Genomic DNA, 25,799 nt, shown 5'->3' with positions numbered 1-25,799 from the left:
TGGAGGAGGAGCACATGACCACCACCGAGCACGTGCGCCCGGAACTGAGCGACGTCACCGTCGGGGCCGCGGAGATCCAGCGCCGCACCGTCCGCAAGAGCGACTGGGTCCCCTGCAACGCGGCGTTCATCGACTGCCGCACGCCCGGTTCCGACCGCAAGGAGAACTACGCCTTCATCGGCGGCGGCGTCTCGCAGAACGCCTCCCAGTTCATCAACCTCACCGAGCCGCACGGTTTCAACACCGGGGCCGCGGGGATGCCGAACGGCATCTCCAACAACCTGCACCTGCACTTCACCGCGGAGGTGTTCGTCAACCTCGGCGGCGAGTTCCGCCTGCGCTGGGGCGTCGACGGGAAGCAGGGCGAGTACGTCAGCACCGACGGCGACGTCGTCTCCGTCCCGACCTGGATCTTCCGCGGGTTCACCAACGAGGGACCGGACGACGGGATCCTCTACACCGTGCTGGGCCGCGACGTGACCGGCGGGATCATCTGGGGTCCCTCGGTGCTGAAGGAGGCCGAGTCCCACGGCCTGCACCTGACGGCCGACAACCGGCTGATCGACACCGTCGCGGGCGACGCGGTGCCCGAGGGCGTCGCCCTCGTCACCCCGATGAAGACGCGCTACATCGACGAGCTGACGTCCTACTCCGTCGAGGAGATGCGCCGTCGCGTCGTGCAGCCCGGCGACCGCGTCTACAGCCGCAACGCGTTGCTGTGCGCGACGTTGCCCGGTGGGGCGGCCGAACTGGCCCTGGTCATCGGGTACGGCATGACGCAGGACCGTCGCCAGACCCCGTCGATCACCGAACCGCACTCGTTCAACCTCGCCTGGGTCCGGGCCGCGGCGGAGGAGGGCCTGCTGCTGCACCGCCACGACCGCAACCAGGCCCTGCTGGTGAAGTCCGGTCGCTGGTCGGTGACCCTCAACGGCGATCCGGCCACGGCGGTGGAACTCGGCGTGGGCGACTCGTTCTCGGTCCCGCCGGGGGCCTGGCGCGCGTTCCGCTGCGTGCAGGAAGGCCCGGACGGCCCGGGTGAACTGCTGGTCATCAACTCCGGTGACGACCGCGTCTACCTGGAGTGGGCTCCCGAGGTCGTGTACGCCGCCCGCCACACCGACCGGATGATCGACCCCAACGGCTACCTCGCGCCGGTCGGCGTCATGGTCACCGCCACCGAGGACGACTGACCGCCCCGCTCAGCCGGGCCAGGCCCCGCCGGGCCCGTCGGCGTCGTGCGCGAGCAGGCGTTGACGGGCCAGCCGGGCGAGTTCGCGCGTGGCCGGCGACAGTGCGATCCCCTCACGCTGCACCAGGGCCACGACGTCGTGCAGGGGGGTTTCGAAACCCACCGTCCCGAGCCCCGGGGGGAACGCCACGCTGTCCACCACGGCCCGGCTGACGAAGGTGTCGCCGATCCCCCGCGCCACGAGGCCGAGGGCCGCCTCGACGTGCTCGACCTCGATGAGGGGTTCCAACCTGACGCCCTCCAGCCGCGCGCGGTCGGCGAGCTGGCGACGCGTCGGGTCCCGCCAGCCGTGGTGGGCGTCGTAGAGGACCAGTGGCGCGGCGGCCAGGTCCGCCATCGTCACCGGCCGCCGCAGTCTGGCCGGGTCCGCGCTGACGTAGCGGACCTCGTCCCGCAGGACGGGGGTGACCGTCAGCCCGGCGTCGTCGACGGGCAGGACGACCAGACCCGCCTCGATCTCCCCCGCCGCCACGGCGGCCGCCACCGCCACTGAGTTCAGCCCCACCAGCCGCACCCGGACCGCGGGGTGGCGCCGGTGGAACTCCGCGACCAGGTCGGAGAGCAGGTAGTAGTCGGCGTTGCGCAGGACCCCGAAGGTGGCGACCCCGCCGCCCAGGCTGCGCAACGCCTGCACGGCGTCGCTCCCGGCGTCGGCCGCGGAGACGGACTGCTCCGCGAAGGGCAGGAGCTGCTCACCCGCGCCCGTGAGGACGAGCCGCCTCGGCCCGCGCGTGAACAACGCGATCCCGTGCTCCTCCTCGAGCCGCCGGACGAGTTCGGAGGCCGAGGCCGAGGCGATCTCCAGGTCCACGGCCGCCGCGGTGAACGACCCCGTCCGGGCGGCCGCGAGGAAGGCCCGGAGCTGGTTCAGCGTCACGACCGACAGGGTAGTCCTGCGGGTACCGGAGGATCTCCGGGTCTTGTCCTGAGGGTCGCGCAGTTCCTAGCCTTCCCGCATGCAGTTCACCCCCGCTGTCCTGTCCGCCCTCGCCGGCCGGTTCTCGCCGGTGAAGGTTCCCGCCGTTCAGACCCCGCCCGCCCAGCGCGACCCCGCGGTCGCCGCGCGCGTGTCCGGGATGCTCGCCGACATCGAGAAGAGCGGGCTCGACGCCGTCCTGCGCTACGCCGCGGAACTCGACGGCTACGACGGCAGCGACGGCCGCGCCGTGGAACTCGACGCCGACACCATCGCCCGCAGCGGCGAGCGCCTGCCCCCCGAACTGCGCGAGGCGATCGAACTCGGCGGTGAACGCACCCGGGCCTTCGCCGCGGCCCAGCGCGCGCACCTGAGCGACTTCTCCGTGGAGCTGACCCCGGGCCTGCTCGTGGGCCAGCGCTACGTGCCCGTGGGCCGGGTGGGGGCGTACCTGCCGGCCGGTCGGTTCCCGCTGACGGCGAGCGCGTTCATGACGGTGGGCGTCGCCAAGGTCGCCGGGGTTCCCTCCGTCGTGGCGTGCACCCCGCCGCAACCCCACGGCGGCGCCAACGACGCCGTGCTGTACGCCGCGGCGGTCTCCGGGGTCGACCGGGTGTTCGTCCTGGGCGGGGTGCAGGCCCTGGCCGCGATGGCCTTCGGCCTCGTCGGCGAGGGCCCCGTCGACATGCTCGTCGGAGCCGGCAACGCGTTCGTCGCGGAGGCCAAGCGGCAACTGTTCGGCACCGTCGCGATCGACCTCCTCGCCGGTCCTTCGGAGGTCGCGGTGCTGGCCGACGACAGCGCCGACCCGGTCCTCGTCGCGGCCGACCTGCTCGGGCAGGCCGAGCACGGCCCGAACTCCCCCGCGGCGCTGGTGACGACGTCGCGGGAACTCGCGCGGGCCGTGGTCACCGAGGTCGACCGGCAGCTCGAGGGGCTCGCGACGCGCGACATCGCCGGTGCCGCCTGGCGCGACCACGGCAGCGTGACCTGGGCCGTGGACCGCGAGACGGCCGCGACGCTCATGGACGACCTGGCCCCGGAACACCTCGAGGTGCTGACGATCGAGGACGACTGGTACCACGACCGACTGACGAACTACGGCTCGCTCTTCCTCGGGGAGTGGTCGACGGTCGCCTACTCCGACAAGGGCATGGCGGGGACCAACCACACGTTGCCGACGGCCGGCGGCGCCCGGCACAGCGCCGGGCTGTCCGTCGCGCGCTACCTGAAACCGCTGACGTACCAGCGGATCTCGCGCGAGGCCACTCCCGACCTCGCGACGGCGGTCCAGGTGATCTCCGACTCCGAGGGGATGGCCGCGCACAGCGCCACCGCCACCCTGCGCACCGCCCGCTGGCGGTGACACGGTGCGCGGAGCGCGCATGACCACCTCCGTGGTCCGGATCGCCTGCCACAGCTCCGCCCCCCGCATCGCCGACCTGGCCGCCAACACCCGGAACGCGCGGGCCGCCGTCCGCGGGGCCGTGGACGCCGGGGCCGACCTCGTCGTCCTGCCCGAGCTCGTCACGTCCGGATACGTGTTCGCCTCGCCCGAGGAGGCGGCGGGGGTGGCGATCACCCGCGACGACGAGGTGTTCGTCGGCTGGGCCGAGGAGGCCGCGCGCGGGGACGCGGTCGTCGTCGGGGGTTTCTGCGAACGCGGGGAGGACGGTCTGTACAACAGCGCCGCCGTCGTCGACGCGTCCGGTGTCCTGGCCGTGTACCGCAAGGTCCACCTGTGGGACGAGGAGAAGCGGTTCTTCCGGCCCGGCAACGCCCTGCCGCCCGTGCTGGCGACGCGGGTCGGCGCGATCGCCCCGCTGGTCTGCTACGACCTGGAGTTCCCCGAGTTCACCCGCGCCCTCGCGCTGGCCGGCGCAGAACTGCTGGCCGTCCCCACGAACTGGCCCCTCGTCCCGCGCCCGGCCGGTGAACGCCCACCCGAGGTCGTCATCGCCATGGCCACGGCCCGGGTCAACCGGGTCGTCGTCGCGTGCTGCGACCGCACCGGGACCGAACGGGGCCAGGAGTGGACGGCGGGAACGACGGTCGTGGGGGCCGACGGGTGGCCGGTGGCGTCGCGCGACCACGAGGGTCTGCTGCTCGTCGACGTCGACCTGGCCCCGACGCGCGACAAGCGGCTGACCCCTCGGGCCCACCTGTTCGGCGACCGACGGCCCGACGTCTACCCGGCGTGATCGTCGTCGACGGACCACGGTCCATGTCGCAGGAGGGACCTGCACCCCCGCCGACGTCGGAGCCGGGACGGTCGTGGGTCCCGTCGGGATCGAACCGACGACCCGCGGGTTGAACGATCGGTCCGCACCACCCTGACCTGCGTCGATGCTGCCGGGTGTGTTGGTCGGGCGTGGGGGTTCACGGACGTTCTGCGGACTGCGTCATCGCCGGGACTGCTGCTCTTCATCCACGTCGAGGCGTTCGTCGGCGACGTCTCGTCGGCGGGCGCGGCAGCCGTCGCCGGGCTCGCGGCCGGGCCGTTCACCACCGGCGGGACCATCGCGACCGTCGTGGCGTCCTTCGTCGGCTCCGGTGCCGTGCACCAGCTGCCGAACAAGGCGGACGCCGACCCGACGACCAGCAGCCCGGAAGCCGTGCACGAGCCAACGGGTCCACCGAGGTCCGCTGACTGGTCGACGACGCCGGCCCCCACCCCCGCTACCCGCGGTGTGGGGGCCATCGGTGTGCTCCAGCGGTATGACCGCCTCCTCGTGCCGGTGACCCCTCTCAGGGGGCCAGGCACGAATTCAAGGATTGAGCGCCAGCCTCCGAGGTTCTAGATACGAGATCCGTCAAGGATCAGAAGCCGGTAGAGACGAGGCCGTCATGACCCACCCCGCACCCAGCCAGCTGCCGTCCGACGCGGCCTCGGTCCCCTGCCCCCAACGGAGCACACACCGTCGCCGGCGCTCGGCGCTGCTCGTGCTCGCTGTCGGCGGGGTGAGCCTCGTCGGGGCCGGAACGCTGGCGTCCTGGCAGGCCACGTCCACCGCCACGAGCGGCACCGTCACCGCAGCCCTGGCCGCCGTGGACCTCGTCGACGCCAACGGCTCGGCCTTCCACGCCGTCATGCCCGACCTGCTGCCGGGCGACTACTGGTACCGCTACGTCGACCTGACCAACCAAGGCACGACCGCCGGCTCGTACTCCGGCGCGATCACCGCCACCGGCGACCTGTCGGGAGCGCTGGCCGTCACCGTGGAGCGCTGCTCCATGGCCTGGACGAGCACCGGTGACTGCCTGGGCGCCAAGACGACCCCACTGGCGGGCGAGGTCGCCGTCAACGAGACCGGCGTGTCGGTCAGTTACGCCTCCATCGCCCCCGGCGCCGTCGGCGCTGCGCACGTGCGGTACCGGTTCAAGCTCAAGGACGACGCCCCGCAGACGCTGATGGGCAAGAACGGCACCATCGCCATCAGCGTCAGCGGCCAGACCACCGGTGGGCGCGACCGCACGATGCCGTGAGCGCCCCCGGACAGGGTCTGAAGCGACCCGCGGACCTGGCAGTCACTCATGAGCTGAGGGTGTTCCGGCCGCTGAGTGTGCGGCGGGCAGCCCGGGACCGATCCCCGCTCATCGCGCACGTCGGGCTGGCGCTGGCCCTGGTGATCGCGCTGGTACTCATCGCTACCGCTCAGGCCATCCAACCGGCCCAACCCGCCCAGGCGGCCCCCTGGCCGCTTCGCCCAGCGAGCGCACGCACCGGCACCCTCACCGCAGCGGTGATCGGGCACGAGTTCACCCCCCTGAACGCTGTTGGCACCGGCGGCGCCCGGTTCACCGCGTCCAAGATGCTGAACGACTCCACCACCGCCTACGTGAACCTGAGGAACAAGTCCACCGTGCCGGTCCGCCTGACCGGCTCGGTCGACCTGTCCAGCTTCGGGGCGACGCTGGTGACCATCAACCGCTGCAGCCTGCCCTGGAACGGGTCCACCTGCCCGGGGCTCACCACCGCCGTGAGTGCTGCCATCCTGCCCACCCGACTGAACGTGGTGTGGGCACCGTCCATCAACCCAGGAGCAGCGGTGTACCTGCGCATCTTCATCAGCGGAACCCTCGCCAACCAGGTCACCTTGGACGCCAAGGCAACCTCGGTCCGAGCCCCCGGAGACCGGAGCAAGGGATGACCCCTCCCACCCCCCCTCACACCACTGCCACCCCGACTCCCACTCCGCGTTCCAACCGGCACGCGGGCGTGGGCGAACTGGGCGCCGCCGTCACCGCTCTCGTGGGGCTGCTCGGTGTCGTCGCCCTGGTGGCCAGCCTGCTGGGGGTCCGTGTCGTTCCTGTCCTGACCGGATCGATGTCCCCGACCGTGCCGGCAGGCTCCCTGGCCTTGACCACCCGAGTCGATGCCCACGACATCGCGGTCGGCCAGGTCATCGCCTTCCGGCCACCGCCGCCCTACGTCACCCAAGGCGATCGACCCGTCATGCACCGCGTCGCGGCCGTCTCCGAGCAGGGAGGCCAACGCACGGTGCGAACCCGAGGGGACGCCAACCCCGACCTCGACCCGTGGACCCTGGCGATCACCGACGGGACCGACCTGGGGCTCGCGCAGTTCAGCGTCCCGCACCTGGGTCGGGTCCTCGCCGGCGGCCCCCTCAGCGCCGGCCTCCTGCTCGCAGGCGTGGTCCTGCTGCTCGCGGCCGTGCGCCGAGCTCGCGGAAGCACGACCGTGCCCGGCTGCACCTGCAAGCGCACACACGCCACCCTCGGCCACGAGCGAACCTAGAGTTCCCACTCGGCGCCGGACCGACGATGGCCCCCACCTCCGCTACCCGCGGAACTGGGGGCCGTTCTGCCTGGGCACCGGCAGGCGATCGGTGCAGCGTCGACTCGAACTACCAGCACCGCGAACACCGGCGTGCGCGATGCCCTGCATCCGCAGCTCCTCGAACTGAGGGAGCACGAAGCACCTTCCGAACCACAGATCGAGGGCGAACCCTTGGACGTCAGCTGGAGGTGCTTCGGCCCGCTGGCGACCCGCGACAACCAGATCACCGTCGCGCTCGACATCCTGTTCCTGCGTGCAGGCATCCCGGACAGGGGACACAGCACGGCGACATCGACGACCGCCTGACGACCTCGCTGGATGCGCTGTCCGCTCCGCCGAACAGCCAAGCGCCAGGTGAAAGCCGGCTCGGTCTCCAACCCGGCGAGTTGTGCGTGACGCTGGTCGAAGACGATCACCTGTTGACGACTGTCGACGTGCGGACAGATCGCCTGCTCTACGCCAGGGATCCACGAAGGACAGTGGTCGTCGGGTGGGGCGCTTTCGTCATGGCCGCGGCCAGGGTCCCTGCTCCAGTGCTGCCCACGGGACGAGGTCGGGGAGTTCCCCCAGCTGCGGCATGCTCGGTCGGATGCAGTGAGGTGGGCGGAACCAGTGGAGCACCTTGCAGCGACCGGTGTTGGCCAGACTGGCTTGGCCGCGTCCGTGGACGATGTCGTGGCGCATCAGACGCAGGTCCCCGAAGGCGTCGACACGGATCGCGTTCTCGGGGCACCCGTGTGCAGCCTCGAGCCGAAGGCGGAACTCCTCGTCCCAGGTTGAGCAGAAGGCCACGATCCACTGTTGCCCCAGACGGTCCTCAACCTCCCCGTTGCGTCGGAGGTGGTACACCGCGGTCGACCGAGGCAGCGAAGCGTAGTGCGGTGGGTTGGGTCCGACCGGTTTGCCGTACCCCAACATCACCTTCGGGTTCGGGTTGCTGGGGTCTGGACGAATCTGCTGCAGCTGGTTCCGCATGTGCTGCAAACCCTCGGTCGCGAAGAATTGCGCAGCCAGCGACTCGTTCAGGTGCTTTCTCAGCTCGCGGACGACATCCGCAGGGCTCTCGCTCGGCACCTGGTCTCCTGGCGTCCGCCTGGATGGTCAGGGCCTGCGGCGGCGTTGCAGGTCCTTGTCATGTTGCGGCGAACCGTTCCAGATCGTGATCACTTTCGCTGACTGCGCGCTCAGCGCTCTCCGCTGCTTTCCACGGGGCGGTTCGCCGGTGGCGGTCGCTGCAGTCCGGGCGTGCCGGTGCCGCCTGCGAGACGACGTCCGTGTCGTCCGATGTCTCGTTCGTGCTCAGCTCCGTGAGGACGTACGGGTCTCGTCGAGCAGCCGCCGCACCATTCCTCCGTCGTCATCGAGGGGTCGGACGACCCCGCCGCGATGACACAGGTGCAGGCGACGTGGTCACGGGACGAGGTCATCGCCGTGCACGGGGTCGGCCCGCAGGACGGGACGCAGTGGCGGGTCCGGGTCAGGCTGTAGGTCGAGCGACGGTCGCGGAGGCCGACGACCGGACGACCGGACGACCGGACGACCGGACGACCGGACGACCGGACGACGAGGGTGATGGCCAGGCCGAAGGCCGCGCTCACAGCGGCGAAGATGGCGGGGAGCGTCAGCAGGGACCGCGGGTTCGTGCGCACGCTCGTGTCGCTGATGAACGACAGGGGCCGATCACCGAAGAGCGCGCCGCAGCTGACCACGTCCGCGCTCGAGGGTGCGAGCTCGACGAGGAGCAGGGTGACGAAGCTGAGCACGGCCCAGATCAGCGCGATGCGTCCGACGCATCCTCGTGCTGTGACGTATCGGCACCCCGTGCCGTCCACCTGAGCACAGGTGCCGCCACTCGCCGCTGCTGGCACGATCAGGCATCCCGCTGGCACGCGCCGTGTTCAGCGTGCCAGCAGATGAAGCGTTTTCGCACGTCAGGTGGGGTGGGCCCCGTCGGGATCGAACCGACAACCCGCGGATTAAAAGTCCGCTGCTCTGCCAATTGAGCTAGAGGCCCCGGACCCCGGAGGATCCGCGGCCATCATCGCAGACTCGACTCAACACCCTCCACCGTCCCCGTGACCGGGCACGTCCGCGCCGACGACGTGCCCGATCACGAGGGAACGGTCAGGAGTCGAGGTTGGCCATCACGTGCTTGATGCGCGTGTAGTCCTCCATGCCGTACATCGAGAGGTCCTTGCCGTAGCCGGACTGCTTGAACCCGCCGTGCGGCATCTCGGCGACGAGCGGGATGTGGGTGTTGATCCACACGCAGCCGAAGTCGAGGGCCGCGGAGACGCGCATGGCGCGGCCGAAGTCCTTCGTCCAGACGCTGGAGGCGAGGCCGTACTTCGTGCCGTTGGCCCAGCGGATCGCCTCGTCCTCGTCGGTGAAGCGCTGCACGGTGATGACGGGGCCGAAGATCTCGTTCTGCACGGCCTCGTCGTCCTGGGTCAGCCCCGACACGACGGTGGGGTCGTAGTAGAAACCGCGGGCGAGGTCGCCGACGGAACGCGCGCCACCGGCTCCGAGGACGGCGTGGTCGGGCAGGCGGTCGACGAACCCGGAGACGTGCGCCAGCTGATTGGCGTTGTTCACGGGCCCGAGGGCGGCGTCGGCGTCGTCGGGCAGACCGACCTTGGTGTTCCTGGCCTGCTCCGACAGGGCAGCGACGAAGTCGTCGTGCAACCGCGGCGCGACGAGGACGCGGGTCGCGGCGGTGCAGTCCTGGCCGGCGTTGAAGTACCCGGCGCCCGCGATCGCCTCGGCGGCCGCAGCCACGTCGGCGTCGTCGAACACCACGACGGGGGCCTTGCCACCGAGTTCCAGGTGGACGCGCTTCACGTCCTTCGACGCCGACTCCGCGACCTGCATGCCGGCGCGGATGGAACCGGTGATGGCGACGAGCTGCGGGGTCGGGTGCTCGACGAGCGCACGTCCCGTCCCGCGGTCACCGCAGACGACGTTGAGGACTCCCGGCGGGAGCACCTCGTTCGCGACCTGCGCCAGCAGGACCGACGACGCGGGCGTCGTGTCGGACGGTTTCAGGACGATGGTGTTCCCGGCGGCCAGGGCGGGGCCGATCTTCCAGATCGCCATCATCAGCGGGTAGTTCCACGGCGTCACCTGACCGACGACACCGATCGGTTCCCGGCGCACCCACGAGGTGTGACCCGCGAGGTACTCCCCCGCCGCCCGGCCCTCCAGGACCCGCGCGGCACCGGCGAAGAACCGCAGCTGGTCCACCGCGGGCGGCAGTTCCTCGCTGCGGGTCAGCGCGATCGGCTTCCCGGTGTTCTCCACCTCGGCGGCGACGAACTCCTCGGCGCGTTCCTCGATCGCGTCGGCGAGGTCGAGCATGAACTTCTGCCGTTCCGAGGGGGTCGTGCGCCCCCAGGTGGAGAAGGCCTTCGACGCGGCCTGGTACGCCGCGTCGACGTCGGCGGCACCCGAGACGGGAGCCGTCGCGTAGGCCTGTCCGGTGGAGGGGTTCACGACCTCGCTGGTCGCACCGTCGAGCGCGTCCCGCGATTCACCGGCGATGACGTTCTGGAACTGCTTCACGACTGGACTTCTCCTTCGAGGTCGGCGGAACTGCTGCGGCCACGGACGATCGTCTCGCCCCGGAAGAACCCCGGGCGGGCCCGGTACTGGAAGAACATCACGACGACACCGAGAGCGAGCACCCCCACTCCGAGCAGGAACACCAGCCCGATGCCGAACACCTGCGACCCCGAACCGTAGTCGGGGTCCATGGAGTCGACCGCGGTCTGCACGAAGAACACCAGCAGCAGCACCCCTCCGACCAGCGGCGCGAGGCAGCAGGACAGGAACGCCTTCACGTCACCGGCCCAGCTGCCGCGGAAGTACCAGACGCAGGCGAGCGCCGTGACGCCGTAGTAGAAGCAGACCATCATCCCCAGTGCGGAGATGGTGTCCCACAGGACGTCCTCGGACACGACGCGCATCGCGGCGTAGAACGCCGAGGCGACGACGGCGGAGACGATCGTCGCGTACCCGGGCGACTGGAACGTGCGGCTGACCCGGGCGTAGGCCGGCGGCAGCGCGCCGTAGTGGCCCATGGCGAGCATCGTGCGGGCCGGGGAGATGAACGTCGACTGCAGCGACGCGGCCGAGGACGCGAGGACCGACAGCGACATCAGCACGGCCACGGGGCCCATGACGGGGCCGGCGAGGGCGGCGAAGATGTTCTCCTGGATGTCTTCGTTGCCCAGGCCGAGACCGTCGGATCCGGTACCGGAGAACGACAGCACGGCGAGGGCGATCGTCAGGTAGAGCACGACGATCGCGGCGATGGTCGCGAGCGCGGCGCGTCCGGGGGTGCTGCGGGCGCCGGAGGTCTCCTCGTTCATGGTCAGGACGACGTCCCAGCCCCAGTAGATGAAGACCGACAGCGAGATCCCGGTGGCGAAGGCGGAGAACGACCCGACGCCGAGGGGGTTGAACCACTCCGGGTCGATCGCGAGACCGGCCGGCGCGGAGCCGTTCGCGACGTGGACGAACGCGGCGATCGCGAACCAGAGCAGCACGACCACCTGGAACGCGACGAGGACGTACTGGACGACCTTCGTCGCCTCGAGCCCGCGGTAGGAGATCCAGCACGCGAGCGCCATGAACACCAGGCAGGTGGCGACGTTGACGACGACGTTCGTCGAGAGGTCGGCGATCGAGTCCCGGCCGGTCACCTGGGCGAGCATCAGGTAGAAGAAGTCGACGGCGATGCCGGCGAGGTTGGAGAGGACGAGCACGGTCGCGGCGAGGAGGCCCCAGCCGCCCATCCAGCCGATCCAGGGGCCGAAGGCGCGGGAGCTCCAGGTGAACGTCGTCCCCGCGTCCGGCATGGCGCTGTTGAGGGCGCGGTAGCCGAGGGCGACGAGCACCATGGGGACGAAGCCGACCAGGAAGATGGCGGGCAGGTGCTCGCCGACCGCGGAGGCGGTCGGGCCGAGGGCGCCGGTGAGGGTGTAGGCGGGGGCGATGGTGGAGATGCCGATGACGACGGCACCGAGCAGCCCGACCCGGCCGTCACCGAGTCCCTTGGACTCGCTGACCTGTCGTTCCGGCGCGGCGGTCACGAGTCACCCCGGGGCACGACGACGACGGGGACGGGGACGTGGCGCAGGATCCGCGCCGCGGTGGGCCCGAGGAACGTCTGCCGGCCCTGGGCGAGGCGGGAGGAGCCCAGGAGCAGCAGACCTCCTGCGGCCCAGTCGATCGAGCCGACTGCTTCGGCCATCGTGCGTCCTCGCCCCATCTCCACGGTGACGTCCACCCCGCGGGAGCGGCTCGCGACGTCGTCGACCAGGTGCTGCACCGCGCCGACGGCCTCGCGGTCCGCGCCGGCGTTCTCGTCGAGTTCGACGAGGCTGACGACGTGCAACGGCAACCCGGTGCGGGCAGCCGCTTCCCACGCTTCCTCCAGGACGGTCGGTGCACCCTGGCGGGTGCCGACCGCGACGTAGAGCTGGTCGATGCCCGCCGGGGGTTCCCGCCGGGGCACGAGCATCACGGGCAGCGGTGCGGAGTGCAAGAGGGCACGCGCCACGGGACCGACCCCGAACGGGATCGCTCCCCCGCCGGCGCCGACGACGACGGCGGACGCGCCGAACTCCGCGGCGGCGTCGAGCAACCCCTCCGGGACGGAGCCGGCGGTGCGGACGTGGGTGCGCACCTCGACGTCGTCGGGCAGTTGCGCGACGGCCTCGGCCAGCCAGCTCTCGGCCTGTTCGGTGATGAGGCCGGTGACGTCGCCGACGGGCGGGTACGGACCGCCGAACGGGTCGTCGGTCTTCACCACGGAGACGACGTCGAGGGTGACGTCGAGGGACCGGGCGAACACCGCGGCCCAGCTCAGCGCGTCCTGGCCGCGGTCACCGCCGTCGAAGGCGACGACGTAGGACGGGGACGTCATGACAGCGCCGCGGTGACGTCGGCCGCCGCGTCCCGCCCGCTGCGCAGGGCGCCGTCGACGTGCTGGTACCCCTCGGCGGCGAGGTCGGAGCAGGCCCAGTGGATCGGCCCGACGGGGCGGCGCTGGTCGGCGCCGTAGCGGGAGAGGCCGCCGAGGTCGAAGCTGGCGGCGTAGGCACCGCGGGTCCACTCCTCGCTGCCCCAGTCGGACTCGAAGTACACGTCGGGTTCCAGGGCGCGGTCGCCGAGGAACTCCGCGATGGAGGCGAGGATGCGCTCGCGGCGCTCGCCCTCGGTCAGGGCGTGCAGCTCGTCGGCCTTCTCGTCGGAGACGAACGCGACGAGGGTGCCGCGGTCGTCGCCGTGCAGGGTGTTGTCGTAGACCTCCTGGACCAGCGTGGAGGTGCCGAACGCGGTGCCGGACAGGCCGTCCGCGCGCCAGAACGGCGTCGGGTAGACGGCGTGGACCTTGATGACGAGCCCCATGGAGAGGTGCTGGTGCATCTGGTGCTGGCGGCGCGGCAGCGGCGGGTCGTAGCTGATGCGGGAGAACAGCGGTGGCGGGACGGCGACGACGACGCGGCGGGCGCGCACCGTGACCCGGTCGGACTCGACGACGACGCCGGAGTCGGAGTGGCGGATCGTGCGGACCGGCGTCGAGAGGTGCACCCGGTCGCCGAGGTCGGCGGCGAGGCGTTCGGAGACCGACTGCATCCCGCCGACGACGCGCTTGTCGAGGATGAAGGACTCGTCGGTGAGGTTGGTGAACGAGCCGGCCGAGGCGGCCATCAGCACGGCCTGCAGCGTCGAGAACGCGTGGGCCGGTTTCGTCAGCATGGCCCCGGCGATGAACAGCGCGACGGCGGTCCGGGCCTCCTCGTCGTCGGACTGCTGGTGCAGCCAGTGCTCGAAGGAGACGGTGTCGAGTTCCCGGGCGCGGGGGTGGGCCCACGGTGCGTGCGCCCCGACGGAGGCGGCGAGGTCGTCCATCAGCTCGGTGAGGCGGTGGATCTCCTTGGCCGTGGCGTCGGAGACGGGGAACGTGTCGCCGCGGTAGCGGGAGCGGACGCCGTCGGCGCCGATGAAGACGTTCTCACCGTCGCGGTAGCGCGAGTAGGTGTCGATGCCGAGTTCGGCGAGGAGGCCGAGGAGTTCGGTCTGGTCCGGGGAGACCCACTGGCCGCCGATCTCGAGGGTGGCGCCCTCGACCTCGTCGGTCCAGGTGCGCCCGCCCACGCGGTCCCGCGCTTCCAGGACGACGACGTCGAGGCCGGCCCGGGTGAGGTGGCGCGCGGTGTTGAGGCCGGCGGGGCCGGCGCCCACGACCACGACGTCGGCGGTCTGTTCGGGGGGTGTTGCGGACTTCACGGGGTCCTCCTGAGGTCGTCGTCGGCCTGCACCACCTAAAGTGATTGGGCTTCATTAATGACCTGCGGAACGGTGCTGTCAAGGGTTGCGGGAGGATTCGAGTGCGTCAGGATGACCCGGTGATCGCCCCACCCCGCCGTCCCCGCGGTCGGCCCAGCAACCCGCTGCTGACCGTCGACGGCATCACCACCGCCGCCGTCGCGCTGCTCGAGGAACGTGGGCAGGACGGCCTGACGATGGCGGCGCTGGCCCGCAGGCTGGGCGTGGCGCCCTCCGCGCTCTACAACCACGTCGCCGACAAGCAGGACGTGCTGCGCGCGGTGCAGGACCACGTGAACGCCCGCATCGACTGCTCGGCCTTCGAGACGCTGCCCTGGGACGGGGCGCTCGCCGCGTGGGCCCGGTCCTACCGCGACGCCTACGCCCGCCACCCCGCCCTCGTGCCCGTCATCGCGATCACCCCGGTCCGCAGCGCCCCGCACACCGTCGCCATGTACGAACGCGTCACGGCCGGGCTGCTCGCGGGCGGTTGGCCCGAGCACCTGCTGACCGACGTCGTCGTCGCCGTCGAGTCCTTCGTCCTCGGCTCCGCGCTGGACACCCAGGCGCCGGCGGACATCTTCGACCCCGGCGACCTCGAGGACTCGGCTCCGGTGTTCACCGCCGCCACCCGCGCCCGTCCCGGCGGTGACACCGCCCTCACCGCCTTCGACCTCGGCCTGGGCGCCCTCCTCGCGGGCCTGCGCACCCTCCTCGCCGCACGTCGAGGAGGATGAGGGGACTCACCGAGGAGAACAGGAACCGCCATGGCCCTGCCGCCGTACCCGGCCAGCCCCTTCCCCGTCGAGCGCACCGCGATCGTCACCGGCGCGGCCTCCCCGCGCGGGATCGGCCGGGCCACCGCCGACCGGCTGGCCTCCCGGGGGTGGTCGGTGGTGGTCCTGGACCTCGATCCGGCCGCCAGCTCCGCCGTCGCCGCGGAGCTGCAGCAACTCCACGGCGTCCCCTGCCTGGGCCTGGGGGTGGACATCAGCGACCGGCCGGGCGTGCGGGACGCCGTCGCCACGGTGGTCGCCGAACTCCCGCAACTCGTCGCGCTGGTGAACAACGCGGGCGTGAGTTCACCCGTCCCGTTCCTCGAGGTGAGCGAGCAGGAGTGGCGCCGGGTCGTCGACGTGAACCTGCACGGCACCTTCCACGTCACCCAGGAGGCGGCGCGGGTGATGGCGTCCCACCGCCTCGGACGGATCGTCAACGTGTCCTCCGCCTCGGCCCAGCGCGGCGGTGGGGTGTACGGCCGGGCCGCCTACTCCGCCTCCAAGGCCGCCCTGCTGGGGCTGGCCCGGACCCTGGCCCGCGAGCTCGGGCCGCACGGGGTGACCGCGAACTCGGTCTCCCCCGGTTCCATCGACACCGACATCATGGGCGGCCCGCTCACCGACGAGCGCAAGGAGTTCCTGCTGCGGGAGCTGCCGGTGGGACGCATCGGTACGGTGCAGGACGTGGCGGCGGTCATCGCGTTCCTGGTCAGCGAGGACGCGGGGTACCTGACCGGCGTCACGTACGACGTCAACGGCGGATCGCACATCGCCTGAACACGACCGACAGCACGACCGATCGAGGAGTGACGACGTGAGAGCCGTGACCGTGCACGCCCCGGGTGACCTACGGGTCGAGGAGTTCCCGACCCCCGAACCGTCCCCCGGCCAGGTCCTCGTCCGCATCGTCTACGGCGGGATCTGCGGGTCGGACCTGCACTACGCCAAGGACGCCCGGAACGGGAACTACCGCGTCCTCGAACCCCTCGTCCTGGGGCACGAGGTCGTCGGTGTCGTCGCCGACGTCGGGGCGGACACCCCCGCAGCGCCACCGGTCGGGACCCGGGTCGCGATCCACCCCGCGACGCCCTCGGCCCCCGCCGGCGCGACCGGACCGACCGGCCTGCACCTGCAGCGCGGCGGGACGTACCTGGGCAGCGCGTCGACGCAGCCCCACACGCAGGGCGGTTTCGTCGAACTGCTCCGCGTGGGCGTCGACCGGTTGCGGGTCCTCCCCGACGGTCTGCCGCTGCGCCGGGCCGTGCTGGCCGAACCGCTGGCCGTCGCCCTGCACGGCGTCTCCCGCCTCGGGGACCGGGTCCGCGGCGCGCGGGTGCTGGTCAGCGGAGCCGGACCCATCGGCGCCCTCGCCGTCGCGGCCCTGCGCCACGCCGGTGCCCAGCACATCACGGCCGCGGACCTGCAGGAACTCCCGTTGCGGGTCGCCTCCGCCGTCGGCGCCGACGCGACGGTGAACCTCTCGACCGGGGGACTCCCCGAGGCGGAGTTCGACGTCGTCGTCGAGGCGGCCGGCGTCGTCCCCTCCCTCGTCGCCGCGATCCGGGCCGTCCGGCCGGGCGGCGCGATCCTGCAACTGGGCATCCTGCCGGCCGGGCCGCAGCCGATCCCCGTGTCCGAACTCGTCGGCAAGGAGGTCGCGTTGTTCGGGACCCAGCGCTTCGACGTCGAGCTCGACGCGGCCGTGGCCCTCCTCGCCGCCGAACCCGGGTTGGCGGCCGTGGTCACCGACGTGTACGAGATCGGCGACGCGGCAGCCGCGTTCGCCCGGGCGGCGGACTCCGCGCAGTCGTCGAAGACCGTCCTGGCCGTCAGCCCCGACCCGGACGCGTGAGCACCGCCGCGGTCCTCGGGCTCGGCCCGATGGGGCGCCCGATCGCCGGGCACCTCCTGGGCCACGGGGTCGACCTCCGGGTCTGGAACCGCACGGCCTCCGTCGCCGCCGCGTTCGGCGACCGCGCCGTCGGGGAACCGTCCGAGGTCCGCGCCGAGGTCGTGTTCTCCGCCCTGCCCGACGTCGACCAGTTCGACGACGTCGCCCCCGACGACGTGGTGCGCACCTGGGCCGGGCACGGCACCCGTCACGTCGTGGTGCTCAGCACCACCTCGCGCGACAAGGTCACCGCTCTCCAGGACCGGCTGCAGGGGCACGGGATCGCGCTCGTCGACGCTCCCATGAGCGGTGGGGACGCAGGCGCCCGGGCGGGAACCCTCAGCCTGATGGTCGGCTGCAGCCCCGAGTCGTTCGCCACCGTGGGACCCCTGCTGCGCAGCTTCGCGACCACGGTGGAGCACCTCGGCCCGGTCGGGACGGGAACCGCCGCGAAACTCGCGAACCAGGTCGTCGTGGCCGCCACCGTCGCCGCCGTCGCCGAGGCCCTCGACCTCGCCCGACGCGCCGGGGTCGAGGGGGAGCAGTTGTTGCGGGTGCTGCGCGGCGGGCTCGCCGGGGGCGTGTTCCTGGACAGCAAGGCCGACCGGATGCTGACCGGCGACCACCGCCTCGGCGGCAGCATCGACAACCAGGTCAAGGACCTGCGCTACGCCGCGGAACTGGCGGACCAGACCGGAGCCCCGCTGCGTCAGGCCCGCCGCACCGCGGAACTCTTCGTCGAGGCCGTGGAACGTGGTCTGGGTGGTCTCGACCACACGGCCGTCCACCGCGTCGTCTCCGCCGACCGGCCACCGGCCGACGCGGGCGGGTGAACGCCCCTCAGTCGAGTTCCGCGGTCGAGGGTCGCGGCGCGGTACGCACCGGGACGAACGCCATGACCAGACCGCCCACCGCCAGCACGGCGTGGACCGTGCTCATCGGCCAGTTCAGGTTGAACGGCGGTCCGCCCCCGTCGGCGTCCACCGCGCCGTAGGCGAACCACGCCCCACCGGCCAGCAGCAGGAACACGCCGTACCACCGCGCCCGGCGCGCCCCGGTGCGGGCGAGCACGCCCAGGACACCCAGCACCAGGTGCAGCACGTTGCTCAAGGGGTTCACCGCGAGCCCCACCACCTGTTGCTCCTTCGTGCCGCCGGTCCAGTCCGAGAAACCGGACACGAAGAACCCGACGACCCCGAGGAGGATCAGCAGCACGCCCACGATGAGCGACAGGTGCTGCGCTGCAGTGACGCGCGGACGAGAGCGGGTCACGGCTCCCGACATGTTCAGGCTCATACCCCCGTCCTACCCCGATGGGGACGCGGCAAACGAGGAGGCGGCTCAGGACTCCGGACGCTCCGGCGCGTCGCGCGGGTCGACCTGCTCCATGATCACCACGGCTCCCGCGTCGGCCACGCCCTGCAGCGAACTGACGGTCACCTGCACCGTCACCGCACGCCCCCGCCGGTTGACCGAGGGCACGAGCAGCGTCGAGGACACGCCGTCGGCGACGGCAGCACGGACGGCCGGTCCGATGCGTTCCAGCGGGAGGCCGATGTCGAGGGTCAGCAGGTGCGCGCCCACGACCTCGTCGCTGCGCACCCCCCAGAGGTCCGCCGCCCAGGAGTTCCAGATCCGCACGCCCAGGTCCGCACCCACCACGGCCACCCCGACCTGCAGACTGGCGAAGACGCTCTCCATGTAGGAGTTCAGGGCGTCGACCTCGTCGGTCCGGTCCCGCAGCTGGGTGTTGAAGATCTGCAGCTCGTCGTTCATGGACTGCAGCTCCTCGTTCATCGTCTCGAGTTCCTCGTTGGTCGAGTGCAGTTCCTCGTTCGTCGTCTCGAGCTCCTCGACGGTCGACTGGAGCTCCTCGTTCGTCGTCTCGAGTTCCTCGTTGGTCGACTGCAGTTCCTCGTAGGCGGTCTCCAGCTGGCGGTGCGTGGCCTCCAGCTCGACCTGCAACCTGTGGGCCCGGGTCACCTCCACGAAGCTCACCGCGGTGCCCAGCGTCGCCCCCTGGGGGCCGACCAGCGGGACGACCTGGACGTCGACCCACTGGACGTCCTGGCGGGCGCGTGACCACTCCACGTCCCGGATCCAGACCGTCCGCCGGTTCGCGTGCGCCTCCTCCACCGCCGACCGCAGCTCCAGCGGGCGGTAGGAGACCTCCAGGTCCTGGAACGGGCGACCCACGTCCGCGGCGGACAACCCGAACGAGAGGTCGGCACGCTGGTTGGAGGTCACGACGCGACCGTCGGCGTCCAGCACCAGCTGGGCCACCGGGCTCGCGGCGAGCGCCGCCCACCGCAGCCTGTCGTGGTCGGGGGGCAGGTCCTCACGCTCGCGCAGCGACGTCCGGCTCCCGGCCTCGCGCAGACCCTCGACGCGGCGGAACAGCCGGTTCTTGAGGTCCGCGGGCTTGAACAGGGCCGAGTGGCCCAGCAGCATCTCCGCCTTGCCGAGGAACAGGATCCCGTGGGGTCGCAGGGCGTAGTGCAGGCGTCCCGCGATGTGCGCCTGCGTCTCCGCGGTCAGGTACATCAGGGTGTTGCGGCACAGCAGCAGGTCCAGGTGCGAGATCGGCGCGTCCTGGACGAGGTCGGCCCGGCCGAAGATGACCGAGCGCCGCAGGTCCTGCCGGAACGTGAACTGACCGCCGCGGCGCTCGAAGTACCGGGCGAGGAGCTCCTCGGGAATCCCCTCGACCTGGCGTTCGGAGTAGGTCGCCGTCCGGGCCTGCGCCAGCGCCGCCTCGTCGGCGTCGGTGGCGTAGATCTTCACCCGGCTGCGGAACTCGTCCGGGCCCAGCAGTTCCGCGAGGACCATCGCGACGGTGTACGCCTCCTGGCCGGAGGCGCACCCGGCGCTCCAGACGCGCAACGCCCCCTCGGGTCGACGGCTGAGGACCTCCGGGAGCAGGACGTCGCGCAGCACCGCCCACGCCTCGGGGTCGCGGAAGAACGACGTGACGTTGATGAGGATGGTGTCGAACAGGGCGCCGAACTCCTCGGCCTCCACCTCGAGGACGTCGCGGTACTCGGCGAAGGAGGCGACCCCGACGTCGCTCATCCGGCGGCGCACCCGGCGCAGCAGGCTCGCCCGTTTGTACCCCGTCAGGTCCAGCCCGCGGGCGGAGCGCAGGTGCTGCAGGAAGTCCTCGAACTCCGCACCCTCCTGGACCCCCGCCGCTCCCTCCCCCGGGCTCATCCGGCCACCCCGCTCCGCTCGTCCGGCTCGCCCGGTCGCGGGGTCGCGGTGTCGTCCCGTTCCCGCCCCACCAGCAGGTGGCGGATGAGGTGCGCGGCCTCGGCGGTCTCCGCGGCACGTTCGTCGAAGCGCGTCGCACTGATGCGGCGACCCGACTCCTCGGCGCGTCGGCCGAGTTCGCGGTTCAGCGCGGAACGCTCCTCGAGACTGCGCAGCGCCATCCACAACGCCCGGTCGAGGGCGGCCGACTGCTCGTGCAACAGGCTCTCGGCCGACCAGGCGTGCCCCACCCGGCACCGGAACCGCAGGAAGCCGTGGTCCTCGATGCGCCAGAGCACCCCGGCGCAGTCGGGGCAGGAGAAACCGGACGGCGTTCCGGGGTGGTCGTCACCGGCCATGACCCCGAGGTCGAAACCCGCTTCGGCGATCTCCGCGTCGAGTTCGGTGCCGGTCCCCGCCGGCGCCTCCGGCGCGGTCTCGCGCACCAGCTTCCCGAGCAGAGCCGGGATCTCCGCCAACGGCAGGACGTGCTCGGGGTCCGCGGCGGCGATCGCGTTCAGCGGCATCGCCGCGTAGATGGCGTCCGAGGGTTCCTGCACGACCCCGACCCCGCCGCGGGCCCGGAGGGCGACGAGGCCGGCGGATCCGTCGTCCAGCGTTCCCGAGAGGACGACCCCGATCGCACGCGGTCCCACGGCCCTTGCGGCAGAACGGAAGAGAGTGTCGATCGAGGGACGGTGACCGTTCTCGTGCGGCCCCGCGGAGAGCGTGACGTGGTCGTCGGTGAGCATCAGGTGCCGGTCGGGGGTGGCGACGAGCACCGTGGACCGCGGGAGGACCTCTCCCGGCACCGCGGCCCGGACGGGCAACGGCGTGCACCGGTCCAGGATCGCCGCGAGCGCCCCGGTCCCGCTCGCCGGCACGTGCAGCACGACGAGCACCGTCGCGGGGAGGTCGGCCGGTAGACCGGCGACGAACTCGCGCAACGACTCAACCCCGCCGGCACTGGCACCGACGAGCACGACGTCCCGGGTGCTCACCGCGCGAGCCTAGCCGTGACGACGGGTCACGCCCCGCCGGCGTCGTCGAGGAGGGGGTCCCACCGGCCCTGCACGACGGCCTCGGCGAGTTCGTGAACCGTTCGGCCGGTGACGAAGGCGACGGCCCGCAACCGGCTCACGAGTTCGTCGACCTGAACCCCGTGCCGTTGCCGGAGGACCCCGAGAGCCGTCGACACGGTGTCGGGACGCAGGAACGGGACCGTCTCCCCGGCCGCCGACGGCCTGCTCGCGGTGGGCGGGGCCGTGCGGGTCAGCAGCAACGCCAGCAGGAGGTCGGCCAGGCGGGTGAGGACGAACTCGTCCTGGCGGTCGAAGGCCCGCGGCAGGTCGCGGGCGACGGTCAGGACCCCCAGCGTGCCCGTTCCGGGGGAGGAGACGGGAAACGCGGCGAGGGAGCGGAAGGAGGCCCACCGGCCGAGACCCGCGAGGTAGGGCCAGCGCCCGCGCTGCGACCCGAGGTCGGGCACGAGCACCGGCCGTCCGGTCTCGAGCGCCTCGACCTCCGGACCTTCCCGGACGGAGTGCTGCTGGTCGACGAACAGGACGAGCCCCGGGTCGGAGCCCGCCAGCGGAGCCACCGGCACGCCGGCCGAGGCCAGGCTGACGGCGGCACGGTCGAAGGGCACGACGCGGGCGGTCTCCAGGCACAACGTGAGTTCGGGTGAGGTCTCCGAGAGCCCCGGCGCCCGCGGTCCGCCCTCTCCGTCGACCTCGCCGTACGAGGAGCAGCCGCCCCCCAGGCGTCCGGCCAGCTGCCGGTTGGCCCGCCGCAGCCGCTCGTCGGTCCGCCGGGCTCTGGCCATCACCTGGGCCGCCTGACCCAGCACCTCACGGGAGGACGCTGCGCTCATGGGTCCATCGTGGCGGCTGCGGGCCGGTCCCGCACCGTCGAGACGGCAGGATCGTGCGGTGACCGCTCAAGGCTTCCTGCTGCTGCTCGAACTCGTCGGAGTCTTCGCCTTCGCCCTCGACGGGTCGCTGTCCGCCATGCGGGCGGCCCACCTCGACCTGTTCGGGGTCGTGACCCTGGGCATCGTCACGGCGCTGGGGGGCGGGATCCTGCGCGACCTGCTGCTCGGGGAGCTCCCACCGGCGACGTTCCGCACCTGGTACTACCTGACCACGGCGACCGTCGGCGCCCTGGTCGCGTTCTGGGGTCAGCGCCTCCTGACGCGGATGTCGCGCCCGATCCTGGTCTTCGACACCATCGGCCTGTCGCTGTTCGCGGTGACCGGGGCGCAGCTCGCCGTGGACTCGGGACTCGGGGCGGGGCAGGCGATCCTGCTCGGCGGGTTGACCGGCGTGGGGGGCGGCACCCTGCGCGACGTCCTCGTCCTGAAGGTGCCGACCATTCTCACGGGAGGGCTCTACGCCGTTCCCGCCCTGGTGGGTTCGAGCGTCGCCGTGGTCGGTCCGCTGCTGGGTCTGGAGTCGGGGGTGGCGGCCTTCGCCGGAGGTGTCGTCTGCGCCGGTCTGCGCGTCGGTGGCGTGCTCGGTGGGTGGCGTGCGCCCAGCGCACCCCGGTCCGCTCCCGAGGCCTACGACGAGTGATGCCCGGCGTCAGCCGCTGAGGGCCGTGGACAACCTCGCCAACTGGCCCACCCCGGCCCCTCCCGCCTCAGCGCGGGCACGGTGCGCCGCAGCGCGGCCCGCACCCGAACGGCACCAGGCGAACTGCTCGTCGAGGACCACCGGTCCCCGCTCGAGGAGTTCGTCCGCGCCCACCAGACCCGGCCACCCCCACGCGGCCGCCTGTGCGCTGACCTTCCCGCCGCCGGCCACCGGGTCGAGCGCCAGGGCGGGGACACCGCAGCGCAGGGCGAGCACGAGCCCGTGCAGCCGGGTCGTCACGACCACGTCGAGGCGCGACACGACGGCGAGGACCTGGTCCGGCGTCGCCGGCGATCGCCAGTCGCGCGGATCCAGCCGGGTGTCGAGTTCCAGGCGGGCGACGTCGAGCCCACCCAGCCAGTTCCCGAGGACGCCACCCACCGCCTCGTGGCGGCGCCGGGCGCCGTACTCGCCCTGCCCGTGGGTGAGGAACACCCCCACCACCTCGACCGTCCGCTCGACCGCGCCGGCGACCGGCCGCGCCGCCAGGTCACGACGGCCCGGGACACCGGGGGCGTCCCGCGCCACGACGACGTCGAAACCCGTGACCGCCGGGTCGTCGGCGTCGAGCACCGAGACCCCGACGGCGATCCGGCGCACGTCGGCGAACCTGGCGTGGAACTCCCGCACGGGTTCCCCCGCGAGCGGGCCGCAGACCCACACGACGGTGTCGTAGTTCCCGGGGTCCACGTCGTCGTAGCGACGACCCCCGCAGGACCCGTGCACCAGGAACATCGCCGGGCTCCACGCCTCGTCGACGGTGTGCCCCTGCGAGCGCAGGTGGTCGGCGACGGCCGCGGTGGACAGGACGTCGCCCGCGGTGGACTCACCGTGCAGGACGCTGGACCAGCCGACGAGCAGGACCCTCACCCGAACCTCGACTCCTCCCGCTCTGCTCGTCCCGTCGTCACGGGGTGGGCATACCGCCGTTCACGTTGATCACCGCACCGACGACGTAGCTGGACTCGGGCGAGGCGAGGAACACGTAGGCGGGGGCGAGTTCCGCGGGCTGTCCCGCACGGCCCAGGGGCGTCGACTGGCCGAACTCGGGCATCGCGTCGTCCGGCTGACCTCCCGCGACCTGCAACGGCGTCCAGACCGGGCCGGGGGCCACGACGTTGACCCGGATGCCCTTGGGGGCGAGCTGCTGGGCCAGGGCCTGCGACATCGCGATGATGCCCGACTTCGTCGTCGCGTAGTCGACGAGGTTCGGCGAGGGCTGGTAGCCCTGCACGGAGGAGGTGTTGATGATCGTCGACCCCGGCGGCAGGTGCGGGACGGCCTCCTGCACGATCCAGAACAGCGAGTTGAGGTTCGTGCGCATCGTCTCCTCGAACTGCTGCGACGTGAGGTCGGCGATCTCCTCGACGTGCTGCTGCTTTCCGGCGACGTTCGCGACGAGGTCGATGCCGCCCAGCTCGCGCACCGTCGTGCTCACGAGGCTGCGGGCGAACTGCTCGTCGACGAGGTCACCGGGGGCCAGCACGGCCTTGCGTCCCGCCTCGGTGACGAGTTTCGCGACCTCCTCGGCGTCGCTCTGTTCCTCGGGGAGGTAGTTGAGGACGACATCGGCACCCTCACGCGCGAACGCGATCGCCGTCGCCCGGCCGATGCCGGAGTCCGCCCCCGTAACCAGCGCCTTGCGACCGGACAGGCGGCCGGTCCCGCGGTAGGTGGCCTCACCGTGGTCGGGTTTCGGGGACTGCTCACCGGCCAGACCGGGGCCGTCCTGCGGCTGGGGGTCGAAACCTCCCTGGTGGTAGAGGGACACGGGGTTGCTGAAGGTGTACTGGTCGCTCATGGGTTCCACGGTAGGCAGCTCGGACGACCCCCGCTCGCCGGAGTTCCGACCGGGCCGGAGTGCGGAGGTGGCGACGGAACTGCACGCTGGAGGACATGGACGACGACGAGAAGAAGGACGTCGCGCAACGCTTCGACGACGCCGTGAACATGACCCCGAAGGAACTCGAGGACTGGCTCGCCACCGAGGAGTCGAAGTCCGTCGGGGTGGGTGAGGGCGAATCGGTCGGGCACCACTCGGGCCGGCGCATCGTCGAGATCCTCCGTGGGAAGAAGGGGGACCGCACCGACGCCGACTACGAGCACATGCGCAAGGTGGCCGGCTACGTCGCCCGGCACTCGAAGCAGCGCCCCGACGGCGACGTCACGGACACGAAGTGGCGCTACTCCCTCATGAACTGGGGCAACGACCCGCTGAAGTGAAGATCCGGCGAACACGACCGGTTCAGGATGCGGGCCGACGCGGTCGTGGGCACTGTGGACACAGGCGCCCGCAGTTCAGGGTGCACCGCAGAAGACCTCGATCCAGTCGGCGTCCCACGACGCCGCAGGAGGAGCACCGCATGAGCAGTGTCATCGAAACCGTCGACGTCTCGGTCCCGGTCCACACCGCGTACAACCAGTGGACCCAGTTCGAGTCCTTCCCCGAGTTCATGGGCGGCGTGGAGCGGATCACGCAGACGGACTCCACGCACACCCACTGGGTCACGAAGATCGCCGGGGTCGAGCGTGAGTTCGACGCCGAGATCACCGAGCAGCACCCCGACGAGCGGGTCGCCTGGAAGAGCGTCGACGGCAAGGAGCACGCCGGAGTCGTGACCTTCCACCGCCTCGGCGACAACGAGACGCGCGTCACCGTCCAGCTGGACTGGGAGACCGAGGGCCTGATCGAGAAGGCCGGGGCCGCCATCGGCGCCGACGACCGTCAGATCAAGGCCGACCTCAAGCGCTTCAAGGCCTTCATCGAGTCCCGCGGCGGCGAGACCGGCGCGTGGCGCGGAGACGTCACCCCCGCCACCTGATCCTCGCGATCTGACCCCCGCGCGCAACGGCCCGGCCCCCCTCGGGGTGCCGGGCCGTTCGCGTACCCGGCCCCTCCTGGCGTGCACGTCCGGTGGGGCTCTGGCAGGGTGCTCCCCGTGC

The 25,799-nt window shown here is 72.0% G+C and carries 26 protein-coding genes and 1 tRNA gene; 14 read left to right on the top strand and 13 right to left on the bottom strand.

Annotation, left to right across the window (positions count from 1 at the left end; translation table 11 throughout):
- Positions 1-14: 14 nt before the first annotated feature.
- Positions 15-1,193, top strand: coding sequence for a cupin domain-containing protein (locus ACFQ46_RS18145; RefSeq protein WP_380260757.1), 1,179 nt, complete (start codon positions 15-17; stop codon positions 1,191-1,193).
- Positions 1,194-1,202: 9 nt separating this feature from the next.
- Here the strand turns inward: ACFQ46_RS18145 and ACFQ46_RS18140 are convergent, their stop codons facing one another.
- A complete protein-coding gene (locus ACFQ46_RS18140; protein WP_380260756.1) occupies positions 1,203-2,129 on the bottom strand; it encodes a LysR family transcriptional regulator in 927 nt (308 codons plus the stop codon).
- 79 nt (positions 2,130-2,208) lie between these two features.
- Between ACFQ46_RS18140 and hisD the strand changes: the two genes are divergently transcribed.
- The 6 genes from hisD (at position 2,209) to ACFQ46_RS18110 (ending at position 7,275) form a co-directional block, all read left to right on the top strand.
- Positions 2,209-3,534: a histidinol dehydrogenase gene (gene hisD, locus ACFQ46_RS18135; RefSeq protein WP_380260755.1), complete on the top strand. Its 1,326-nt coding sequence runs from the start codon at positions 2,209-2,211 to the stop codon at positions 3,532-3,534.
- 19 nt (positions 3,535-3,553) lie between these two features.
- On the top strand, positions 3,554-4,369 hold the full coding sequence (locus ACFQ46_RS18130) for a nitrilase-related carbon-nitrogen hydrolase (RefSeq protein ID WP_380260754.1): 816 nt from the start codon (positions 3,554-3,556) through the stop codon (positions 4,367-4,369).
- 646 nt (positions 4,370-5,015) lie between these two features.
- Positions 5,016-5,654 carry a hypothetical protein gene (locus ACFQ46_RS18125; RefSeq protein WP_380260753.1) on the top strand — a complete coding sequence of 213 codons (639 nt, stop codon included), beginning with the start codon at positions 5,016-5,018 and terminating at the stop codon, positions 5,652-5,654.
- Between the two features lie 59 nt (positions 5,655-5,713).
- The gene (locus ACFQ46_RS18120) at positions 5,714-6,319 is read left to right on the top strand and encodes a hypothetical protein (protein WP_380260752.1); all 606 of its coding nucleotides are present in this window, start codon (positions 5,714-5,716) and stop codon (positions 6,317-6,319) included.
- A gap of 68 nt (positions 6,320-6,387) precedes the next feature.
- On the top strand, positions 6,388-6,927 hold the full coding sequence (locus ACFQ46_RS18115; protein WP_380260751.1) for a signal peptidase I: 540 nt from the start codon (positions 6,388-6,390) through the stop codon (positions 6,925-6,927).
- A 132-nt stretch (positions 6,928-7,059) separates the two neighbouring features.
- Complete coding sequence (locus tag ACFQ46_RS18110; protein WP_380260750.1) at positions 7,060-7,275, top strand: hypothetical protein; 216 nt, start codon at positions 7,060-7,062, stop codon at positions 7,273-7,275.
- Between the two features lie 198 nt (positions 7,276-7,473).
- Here the strand turns inward: ACFQ46_RS18110 and ACFQ46_RS18105 are convergent, their stop codons facing one another.
- The 6 genes from ACFQ46_RS18105 to ACFQ46_RS18080 all read right to left on the bottom strand — a co-directional run bounded on the left by ACFQ46_RS18105 (position 7,474) and on the right by ACFQ46_RS18080 (position 14,265).
- Positions 7,474-8,043 carry a hypothetical protein gene (locus tag ACFQ46_RS18105; RefSeq protein WP_380260749.1) on the bottom strand — a complete coding sequence of 190 codons (570 nt, stop codon included), beginning with the start codon at positions 8,041-8,043 and terminating at the stop codon, positions 7,474-7,476.
- 867 nt (positions 8,044-8,910) lie between these two features.
- Positions 8,911-8,983, bottom strand: a tRNA-Lys gene (locus tag ACFQ46_RS18100).
- Positions 8,984-9,093: 110 nt separating this feature from the next.
- A complete protein-coding gene (locus tag ACFQ46_RS18095) occupies positions 9,094-10,509 on the bottom strand; it encodes a gamma-aminobutyraldehyde dehydrogenase (RefSeq protein WP_380260982.1) in 1,416 nt (471 codons plus the stop codon).
- 17 nt (positions 10,510-10,526) lie between these two features.
- Positions 10,527-12,062: an APC family permease gene (locus tag ACFQ46_RS18090; RefSeq protein WP_380260748.1), complete on the bottom strand. Its 1,536-nt coding sequence runs from the start codon at positions 12,060-12,062 to the stop codon at positions 10,527-10,529.
- Positions 12,059-12,898, bottom strand: coding sequence for a universal stress protein (locus ACFQ46_RS18085; protein ID WP_380260747.1), 840 nt, complete (start codon positions 12,896-12,898; stop codon positions 12,059-12,061). Before ACFQ46_RS18085 ends, ACFQ46_RS18090 begins: the two co-directional genes overlap by 4 nt.
- Positions 12,895-14,265, bottom strand: coding sequence for a flavin monoamine oxidase family protein (locus tag ACFQ46_RS18080; protein WP_380260746.1), 1,371 nt, complete (start codon positions 14,263-14,265; stop codon positions 12,895-12,897). The genes ACFQ46_RS18085 and ACFQ46_RS18080 overlap by 4 nt, the downstream gene beginning before the upstream one ends.
- 119 nt (positions 14,266-14,384) lie before the next feature.
- Here ACFQ46_RS18080 and ACFQ46_RS18075 point away from each other — a divergent pair, with 119 nt between their 5' ends.
- Genes ACFQ46_RS18075 through ACFQ46_RS18060 form a run of 4 tightly spaced genes read left to right on the top strand, consistent with a single transcriptional unit; the run spans position 14,385 to position 17,807 of the window.
- Entirely contained in the window at positions 14,385-15,041 is a 657-nt protein-coding gene (locus ACFQ46_RS18075; protein WP_380260745.1) for a TetR/AcrR family transcriptional regulator, read from the top strand.
- 30 nt (positions 15,042-15,071) lie between these two features.
- A complete protein-coding gene (locus ACFQ46_RS18070) occupies positions 15,072-15,860 on the top strand; it encodes an SDR family NAD(P)-dependent oxidoreductase (protein WP_380260744.1) in 789 nt (262 codons plus the stop codon).
- Positions 15,861-15,897: 37 nt separating this feature from the next.
- Complete coding sequence (locus ACFQ46_RS18065; protein WP_380260743.1) at positions 15,898-16,935, top strand: alcohol dehydrogenase catalytic domain-containing protein; 1,038 nt, start codon at positions 15,898-15,900, stop codon at positions 16,933-16,935.
- The gene (locus ACFQ46_RS18060) at positions 16,932-17,807 is read left to right on the top strand and encodes an NAD(P)-dependent oxidoreductase (protein WP_380260742.1); all 876 of its coding nucleotides are present in this window, start codon (positions 16,932-16,934) and stop codon (positions 17,805-17,807) included. Before ACFQ46_RS18065 ends, ACFQ46_RS18060 begins: the two co-directional genes overlap by 4 nt.
- A gap of 7 nt (positions 17,808-17,814) precedes the next feature.
- Here ACFQ46_RS18060 and ACFQ46_RS18055 read toward each other — a convergent pair whose 3' ends face one another.
- From ACFQ46_RS18055 to ACFQ46_RS18040, 4 genes are read right to left on the bottom strand one after another with little or no spacing between them, the layout of a single operon-like run.
- On the bottom strand, positions 17,815-18,270 hold the full coding sequence (locus tag ACFQ46_RS18055) for a DUF4383 domain-containing protein (RefSeq protein WP_380260741.1): 456 nt from the start codon (positions 18,268-18,270) through the stop codon (positions 17,815-17,817).
- 45 nt (positions 18,271-18,315) lie between these two features.
- The gene (locus ACFQ46_RS18050; protein WP_380260740.1) at positions 18,316-20,184 is read right to left on the bottom strand and encodes a CheR family methyltransferase; all 1,869 of its coding nucleotides are present in this window, start codon (positions 20,182-20,184) and stop codon (positions 18,316-18,318) included.
- Positions 20,181-21,224: a chemotaxis protein CheB gene (locus tag ACFQ46_RS18045; protein ID WP_380260739.1), complete on the bottom strand. Its 1,044-nt coding sequence runs from the start codon at positions 21,222-21,224 to the stop codon at positions 20,181-20,183. Before ACFQ46_RS18045 ends, ACFQ46_RS18050 begins: the two co-directional genes overlap by 4 nt.
- A gap of 26 nt (positions 21,225-21,250) precedes the next feature.
- Complete coding sequence (locus ACFQ46_RS18040) at positions 21,251-22,096, bottom strand: GAF and ANTAR domain-containing protein (protein WP_380260738.1); 846 nt, start codon at positions 22,094-22,096, stop codon at positions 21,251-21,253.
- A gap of 58 nt (positions 22,097-22,154) precedes the next feature.
- On the opposite strand from ACFQ46_RS18040, the gene ACFQ46_RS18035 reads away from it, so the two are divergent.
- Positions 22,155-22,796 (top strand): trimeric intracellular cation channel family protein, encoded by a 642-nt coding sequence (locus ACFQ46_RS18035; protein ID WP_380260737.1) that lies wholly within the window; start codon positions 22,155-22,157, stop codon positions 22,794-22,796.
- A 9-nt stretch (positions 22,797-22,805) separates the two neighbouring features.
- Here the strand turns inward: ACFQ46_RS18035 and ACFQ46_RS18030 are convergent, their stop codons facing one another.
- A complete protein-coding gene (locus ACFQ46_RS18030) occupies positions 22,806-23,726 on the bottom strand; it encodes a polysaccharide pyruvyl transferase family protein (protein ID WP_380260736.1) in 921 nt (306 codons plus the stop codon).
- Between the two features lie 37 nt (positions 23,727-23,763).
- Positions 23,764-24,657: an SDR family oxidoreductase gene (locus ACFQ46_RS18025; protein ID WP_380260735.1), complete on the bottom strand. Its 894-nt coding sequence runs from the start codon at positions 24,655-24,657 to the stop codon at positions 23,764-23,766.
- Between the two features lie 95 nt (positions 24,658-24,752).
- On the opposite strand from ACFQ46_RS18025, the gene ACFQ46_RS18020 reads away from it, so the two are divergent.
- Positions 24,753-25,079 (top strand): DUF3140 domain-containing protein, encoded by a 327-nt coding sequence (locus ACFQ46_RS18020; RefSeq protein WP_380260734.1) that lies wholly within the window; start codon positions 24,753-24,755, stop codon positions 25,077-25,079.
- A gap of 140 nt (positions 25,080-25,219) precedes the next feature.
- Entirely contained in the window at positions 25,220-25,678 is a 459-nt protein-coding gene (locus tag ACFQ46_RS18015) for an SRPBCC family protein (RefSeq protein ID WP_328292919.1), read from the top strand.
- Positions 25,679-25,799 lie beyond the last annotated feature (121 nt).

Source organism: Kineococcus sp. GCM10028916 (genome assembly GCF_042674865.1).
GTDB lineage: Bacteria > Actinomycetota > Actinomycetes > Actinomycetales > Kineococcaceae > Kineococcus.
The sequence above is the reverse complement of the archived record's forward strand: the minus strand, read 5'-3'. Positions and strand labels throughout refer to the sequence as shown.